The sequence below is a fragment of the Mesobacillus subterraneus genome, assembly GCF_000934845.1.
GTDB lineage: Bacteria > Bacillota > Bacilli > Bacillales > Cytobacillaceae > Mesobacillus > Mesobacillus stamsii.
The window spans coordinates 1-6,594 of sequence record NZ_JXIQ01000113.1 but is presented as its reverse complement, the minus strand read 5'-3'; the positions used below and the strand labels follow the sequence as shown (position 1 = coordinate 6,594).

7 protein-coding genes are annotated in these 6,594 nt (G+C 41.3%); 5 read left to right on the top strand and 2 right to left on the bottom strand.

Annotation, left to right across the window (positions count from 1 at the left end; translation table 11 throughout):
• Positions 1 to 397: 397 nt before the first annotated feature.
• From UB32_RS14600 to UB32_RS14590, 3 genes are read left to right on the top strand one after another with little or no spacing between them, the layout of a single operon-like run.
• Complete coding sequence (locus UB32_RS14600) at positions 398 to 1,258, top strand: putative selenate ABC transporter substrate-binding protein (protein ID WP_044394872.1); 861 nt, start codon at positions 398 to 400, stop codon at positions 1,256 to 1,258.
• 10 nt (positions 1,259 to 1,268) lie between these two features.
• Positions 1,269 to 2,015, top strand: a complete 747-nt coding sequence (locus tag UB32_RS14595) for a phosphonate ABC transporter ATP-binding protein (RefSeq protein ID WP_044394870.1) — start codon at positions 1,269 to 1,271, stop codon at positions 2,013 to 2,015.
• Between the two features lies 1 nt (position 2,016).
• Positions 2,017 to 3,648, top strand: coding sequence for a PhnE/PtxC family ABC transporter permease (locus UB32_RS14590; RefSeq protein WP_044394868.1), 1,632 nt, complete (start codon positions 2,017 to 2,019; stop codon positions 3,646 to 3,648).
• 24 nt (positions 3,649 to 3,672) lie between these two features.
• Here the strand turns inward: UB32_RS14590 and UB32_RS20210 are convergent, their stop codons facing one another.
• Positions 3,673 to 3,816 carry a hypothetical protein gene (locus tag UB32_RS20210; RefSeq protein WP_198528207.1) on the bottom strand — a complete coding sequence of 48 codons (144 nt, stop codon included), beginning with the start codon at positions 3,814 to 3,816 and terminating at the stop codon, positions 3,673 to 3,675.
• A 209-nt stretch (positions 3,817 to 4,025) separates the two neighbouring features.
• Here UB32_RS20210 and UB32_RS14585 point away from each other — a divergent pair, with 209 nt between their 5' ends.
• On the top strand, positions 4,026 to 5,096 hold the full coding sequence (locus tag UB32_RS14585) for an AI-2E family transporter (RefSeq protein ID WP_044394866.1): 1,071 nt from the start codon (positions 4,026 to 4,028) through the stop codon (positions 5,094 to 5,096).
• A 45-nt stretch (positions 5,097 to 5,141) separates the two neighbouring features.
• On the opposite strand, the gene UB32_RS14580 is transcribed toward UB32_RS14585, so the two are convergent.
• On the bottom strand, positions 5,142 to 5,690 hold the full coding sequence (locus UB32_RS14580; protein ID WP_044394864.1) for an HD domain-containing protein: 549 nt from the start codon (positions 5,688 to 5,690) through the stop codon (positions 5,142 to 5,144).
• 387 nt (positions 5,691 to 6,077) lie between these two features.
• On the opposite strand from UB32_RS14580, the gene UB32_RS14575 reads away from it, so the two are divergent.
• The gene (locus tag UB32_RS14575) at positions 6,078 to 6,374 is read left to right on the top strand and encodes a hypothetical protein (protein ID WP_052807055.1); all 297 of its coding nucleotides are present in this window, start codon (positions 6,078 to 6,080) and stop codon (positions 6,372 to 6,374) included.
• Positions 6,375 to 6,594: the final 220 nt, after the last annotated feature.

Sequence of the window (6,594 nt, the reverse complement as noted above, 5' to 3'; positions counted from 1 at the left end):
GCGTCCTGTGGCTGGCGGGTCTAGCACGTCCTGTGCATCGGAGGGCCGACCGGTGAAGGAGTTCTTTGACTTCGCTGGCGGGAGCCGACGTGTCTCAAGTGGCTAGAAGTCTGTCCAATAAAAATTTTTTAGTGTATAATTATTCATACATACTTCATATTCATCCGTTTAATTGTATAAAAACATTCATTTTGAATAAAAATACGTGGATTTCACTCCGTCGGACAGACTCCTAGGCGCTGCAGCTTTGCAATTTTCAAAGAATTTATATTCTTTAAACAAGAAACCCGCTGAATTTTTTTGTTTTAATAAAGTTACGAAAATGTATTGAGTTATCGTCTTATTATTGATAAATTTTATAGTGGTTATAAAATTTATTTATAAAAAGGGTGAGAAAATGAACAAAATGCTTGGTGCAACAATTCTGCTACTGCTTTCTCTTCTTACTGGCTGTACAGGAGATAATGGAGATGCAGCTAAAAAAGAAACAATCAAAATTGGCGCGATTCCTGACCAAAATGTCGCCGATTTGAACAGGAGCATGGAAGATTTCGCAAACAATCTTGGCAAAAAAACTGGAATGAATATTGAGTATGTCCCTTCGGTGGATTATGCAGCTTTGGTCACCGCTTTTCAACGCGGAGAGATTCAGCTTGCATGGTTCGGAGGTTTAACGGGTGTCCAGGCGAGAAATTTAGTACCAGAGGCCGAAGCATTTGCTCAAAGGCCAATTGATGAAAAATTTAAATCTGTTTTTATAGCTCATGAAAATAGCGAGATAAATAGTCTTGAAGATTTACAAGGGAAATCTTTTACCTTTGGCAGTGAAAGTTCCACTTCGGGGCACCTCATGCCGCGCTATTTCATGATGCAGGCAGGTATCGACGCTGACCAAGCTCTTGATGGGAAGCCTAACTACTCGGGCTCCCACGATAAAACCTACAAGCTAGTTGAATCAGGCGCTTACGAGGCAGGAGCATTGAATATTTCTGTTTGGGAAGCAGCGGTAAAAGAAGGCAAGGTGGACGATTCAAAGGTGAAGGTTTTCTACACAACACCTGAGTATTTTGACTATAACTGGACTGTCAACATCGCTGATGAAGAATCAAAAAAGAAAATCAAAGATGCGATCCTAACAATGTCAAAAGAAGACAGCGAGATTATGGATTTACTACAAACCGATCGATTCATCGAAACAAATAATCAGAATTACCAAGCAATAGAAGAAGTCGCCAAACAACTAAAGATCATCAAGTAGGGGAAATCTCATGAGCGAATTCATCGATATAAAAAAGATAGGAAAAGTTTACGAGCGGAAGATAGCCTTATCTTCCCTTTCTTTGTCGGTAAAAAAAGGGGAATTCATCGCGTTGATTGGTCCCAGTGGCGCAGGAAAGACTACTTTGCTAAATCTGCTTGCCGCTACCTTACCACCCGATCAAGGAGAAATTACGATTGACGGCCAGCTGTTGGCTGAAATGACCGACCAGAAGAAACGGGCCAAAAAGATCGGAATCATCCGTCAACAATTTGACCTTATCGGAGAATTACCTGTGATTCATAATGTACTTGCTGGAAAATTATCAGAATGGGGAATTATGAAATCTCTCCTATCTATGTTTTTTCCTCAGGATAAGCAAGATGCCATACTAGCTCTTACTCGCGTGGGTCTTAGAGATAAATTATATGAACGAACGTCCGCACTTTCAGGCGGAGAGCAGCAGCGCGTTGCCCTTGCCCGCCTGCTTATTCAGAACCCTGAAATTGTTTTGGCGGATGAGCCTGTCGCTTCCCTTGACCCTGCACGTGCTGAAGACATCCTGGCACTTCTCGTTAAAATTGCATCGGAGGGAAATCAAACTTTGATTGCCAGTCTGCATTCTGTTGAGTACGCAAAAAAATATTTTGATCGCTTGATTGCATTAAAGGATGGTTATCTATTCTTCGACCTGCCTGCCTCATCAGTCACTGACGCCCATATTGCGAGCTTGTACAAACTGAAGGAGCAAGCGTAGCATGGAGAGAAGCTGGTGGAATTATGAACTTCATAAAAGAAAAATCGTGAGTTTTTCCCTCCTCCTTGTCTTTTTATGGAGTCTTACATCGATAAATTGGAATAAGGACTTGTTTCATAGCGGGGGACTGAACACCGCCAAACAGATAGGAGCAGCAATTTTTAGTCCAGATTTATCGAACGACATACTTTTGCTTGCTCTGGAATCAAGCTTGACTACACTAAGCTATGCAGTAGCAGGAATGAGTTTAGCTCTTGTTATCGCTTTTTTCTGGGGAATTCTTGCTTCCGGAGTTCTATTCTCTATTTCAAAAAATAACCGTTATGTAAAAAGATTCTTCCGAGGTCATCTAGGTTTTATGCGAGCAATTCATGAGTTAGTTTGGGCATGGCTGTTCGTTGCCTCTATCGGTCTTTCCCCGTTTGCCGCTATTTTTGCACTGGCCATTCCATATGGAGGGATTTTAGGCAAGATCTTTGCAGACATGCTTGAAGACGTGCGAACTGAACCAATCAAGGCTTTGGAAGCTGCTGGGGCTGGCAAATGGCAGACGTTGATGTACGGATACCTTCCTATGGTCAGAGCGAGTATAGTCAGCTATGCCATGTATCGCTTTGAATGTGCAGTTCGTTCATCAGCCATCATGAGTTTCGTAGGAATCGGCGGTCTTGGCTACCAAATTCAATTAAGCCTGGATGATTTACAGTATAATCAGGTCTGGACCTTTGTGTTCTTCCTGATATTTCTTGTCTTACTCATCGATATGTGGAGCAATTTTTTAAGGAATCAGCTTACTTCAGTGAACAGAGCGATAAAACAGCTGAAGACATCTGTCTTTTTGATGATTCTTCTCCTCATTGGATCCTGGTTATCCATTTTCACGATAGAAAACGCAAATCTGTCAGCAGTATTTACAAAAGAAAATCTCCATTACACCATTCAGTTTTTCAAAGGACTGATTGGGATCGGAGAAGATCAACCTGCATTTCTGAGTAGCGAAAGCTGGGCTAATGCTTTAAGCCTTACCTGGGAAACTTTATTGATGAGCATAATCGCCACAGGCTTCGCAACCATTGCCGCCATTTTCACCATGGTTCCTGCAGCCCGGAATGTCGCAGACGGGTCACTCACCCTTGCAAAAAAATGGCATGGATGGCTGTCATTCGGAATGGTGAGGAGTGGCTATATTTTTACAAGGGCCGTTCCTGAATTAATTTGGGCAATGATTATCATCTTTGTGTTTAAACCTGGGATTTTGCCTGGGGCAATTGCCCTTGCCCTTCATAACTATGGGATTCTAGGAAAGCTATTAGCTGAGGTAATCGAGGATTTAGATTCGCGCCCAATAAGGAATCTGGCATCCTGCGGGGCAAATAAGATCCAAATTTTATTGCTAGGGGTCCTTCCGGCAACACTTCCCCGCTTCCTTACGTATATCCTTTATCGCTGGGAGGTCATCATGCGGACCACTATAGTTGTCGGCTTTGTTGGAGCTGGAGGACTTGGACAGCAATTCAAACTGAGCATGAGCTTCTTCCATTATACAGATATCACACTTTTCTTGTTTTTCTATCTTGTTCTAGTCTATGCTGCCGACTTCATTTCCGAAAAAGTAAGATTAGTCATCAAATAAACCCGGCCTGTAAAAGGCCGGGTTTTATCTTGTCATAATCGCTTCCCCTATTAACTGGATGTCTTTATAAATCTCTTTTTTTAGTTCTCTGTCTTCACAAAGTGCATATTCATCAAACAATCGACCCAATTCCTTCATAAACAAAAGCTGTTCTTCCACAGCAACCATTCCTAGACCCCTTTACACATAAGATGACCATTGGCAAATGCTGTCAAACAATTTTCATAGATCTGAATATTTACCCGTAATATAAACAACCAAACTGGCAATTTTTTATAAAGATATGTTGCAGCTGTCCTATATATGACAACCTTTGTTTAACAAATCGTCCTTTAAGGTATGTAAATAGGAGATAACCGATAACAGGGGGTAAAGAAATGTGGGTTCAACGGCCTTTTTTTAAGCATGCGACAGGGATAATTCTGATTCTTCTTATCATCTTTCTTTTTGGCAAAATTGATTACTTTGTCTCCCCTCTGCAAAATTTTATCATCGCTATATTCTTTCCGGTGCTGATCTCAGGCCTAATGTATTATTTATTTCGCAAGCCGATTCAATGGATTAGCCGCTATGTGCCTAAAATCATCAGTATCTTCATTGTGTTCGCTCTAGTGGCAGGATTAATGTCAGGATTGGCTTATTTTGCGGGCTCCTTATTGGGAGATGAAATCAGCGACTTGAGTAAAAATTTCCCTGAAAAAATGGATGAGATCACCGATGAATCTCAAAAAGTCATCGATGATAACAACATAGGTATTATTAAAACAGAGGAAATCAAACAGAGGGCTCTGAATTATTTAAGCAAGATTTCTCAAAATCTAGGGGAAAATCTGATGACATTATTCTCCTTGATTACAAGTATTGCAACCGTACTTGTAGTAGTCCCTTTTCTGGCATTCTTTTTCTTGAAGGATGATGAAAAGCTCCGACCTTACATTTTAAAGCATTTACCTCGTGAACATGTACAGGAAGGAAACAAAATTTTAACGGATATCGATAAAACGTTGTTCACCTATGTAACAGGGCAATTTATCATCGCAGTTGTTGACGGAATTTTAATGTTCATTGGTTATTTGATCATCGGTTTAGACTACGCTCTGTTGCTTGCGATCTTCGCAATGTTTTTAACAATCGTTCCCTTTTTAGGCCCGCTTTTGGGGATTATCCCTGCACTGTTCATTGGTTTAACGAACAGTCCGCTTATGGCATTGAAGGTATTGCTTGTACTGGTAATCGTGCAGCAGTTGGAGGGCAATCTAGTCACCCCGCAGGTCATGGGGAAGAAGCTAAGCATCCATCCGATTTCCGTCATCCTGATTTTGATTGCAGCCGGCTCATTGTATGGTTTCATTGGAATCCTGATCGCCATACCGCTTTATTCAGTGGTAAAAATCATTATCAAGGATGTTTGGAGGTTTTATAAGCTTCGGAAACCCTCTGCTTTATAATTAAATGAAAGGGCATCGGAGCAGATCCGGTGCCCTTCCCTATTTTTAATTAGACGGGTTGGTGTTCCCTTCGTCCGCCCGTTTCGATAATTCCTCGTCAATCATTTTGTCAAGCCGGATTATACTTTTTTGTGCCCGGTTATGATCTATTATACGGTAATGATGTGTACCCCCTTCTTCTTCATCTTTTTCATCCGCCCATTTTACAACTTTTTGCAGTGGTGTACGGACTATGTCATTTGAAGGCAAAAAAGAATCTGTGTGGAAAAGGATAGCAAGTGAAGTGGCTTTCGCTTGTACGGGGTTTTCACCCAGTCTAATCAGGAGCTTATGGGCTCGTTCTGCCCCCTTTATCGGATGGATATCATTCTTACGGTATAATTCGTAGTCCCACTTTCCGTTCCTGTACCAGGTGAAATGGCCAATATCGTGGAGAAATCCGGCTTTGGCAGCAATATCAACATCCACTTTATGCTCCTTTGCAAGCTGGAATGCATGATAGGCAACCGCGATCGCATGCGCCATTCCAGAACGTTTCAAATACTTTTGGGCAATATGGTGTTCATATATATCCAAAAGAGTGACATCTCTCATAAGCTGACCTCCTTCTTATGTGATTTGTTTATTTTTATGAATGGTAACAGAATTCATGAAAAAATGCACATGTTAAATCTTCTGTGGCAATGTAACCAAAAAACCGCCGGCAAAGAGGTCCCTTTGCCAGCAGCTGTCCTTAATTCCAGTTCTTCCACTTCTTTTGAATACTCTCTTTCATTTTCACAAATATCGTTTACATGATTTTTCGACAAACTCTGTTCCTTTCATAACGAAGTCCATTTATAATAGCTAAGTGGCATAGGATAATTAAAATAAAATCACAAAAAACTAGTAAATTGGATTAAATGGCTTCCGAGTTATCTCAAGGCTTATTTGCCGATTTCACTTTGCGAGTTTAGATTCTACTACATAAAGAGGGATAATATGTTCAATACTTTAAAAACAGAAAAGGGGTATCGAAAGCTTTTCCTTGCCGGGGTTATAAATGGTATTGGAGACCGCTTCAGCCAGGTTGCCCTGCTGACATTAATACTTCAGATGACAGGGTCAGGTCTCGCTGTCGGGATAACGATGGCCCTCAGAATGATTCCTTTTTTTGCTGTTCAGTCCAATCAGCAGCAGCCTCTCAAGAAAAATGGGCCGAAAAAGCGTGATGGTCATAACAGATATCGCAAGAGCATTTATTGCTTTATCTTTTCTGGCAATCAACAGTGCAGATGATATGTGGATTGTGTATACAGCGTCCTTCTTCCTCGCTTCCGGGGAGGCTATCTATTCACCGATCAGGAAATCTAGTATTCCGGTCCTCGTGTCCGCTAAAAACTTAAAGGAAGTGAATGCATGGGAACAGGTATTGATAGGATCAGTATTATTGAGACTCCCACGACTAAAGTCGCAAGCTGTCTAACGTCAGTGGGATTCTTAGCTACCTGTTTCAGAC

What these genes read in the sequence shown, in the direction of transcription:
- UB32_RS14590 (WP_044394868.1), top strand. Translation starts at nt 2,017, where the DNA reads ATGGAGAGAAGCTGGTGGAATTATGAACTTCATAAAAGAAAAATCGTG.
- UB32_RS14600 (WP_044394872.1), top strand. Translation starts at nt 398, where the DNA reads ATGAACAAAATGCTTGGTGCAACAATTCTGCTACTGCTTTCTCTTCTT.
- UB32_RS14585 (WP_044394866.1), top strand. Translation starts at nt 4,026, where the DNA reads ATGTGGGTTCAACGGCCTTTTTTTAAGCATGCGACAGGGATAATTCTG.
- UB32_RS20210 (WP_198528207.1), bottom strand. Translation starts at nt 3,816, where the DNA reads ATGGTTGCTGTGGAAGAACAGCTTTTGTTTATGAAGGAATTGGGTCGA.
- UB32_RS14595 (WP_044394870.1), top strand. Translation starts at nt 1,269, where the DNA reads ATGAGCGAATTCATCGATATAAAAAAGATAGGAAAAGTTTACGAGCGG.
- UB32_RS14575 (WP_052807055.1), top strand. Translation starts at nt 6,078, where the DNA reads ATGTTCAATACTTTAAAAACAGAAAAGGGGTATCGAAAGCTTTTCCTT.
- UB32_RS14580 (WP_044394864.1), bottom strand. Translation starts at nt 5,690, where the DNA reads ATGAGAGATGTCACTCTTTTGGATATATATGAACACCATATTGCCCAA.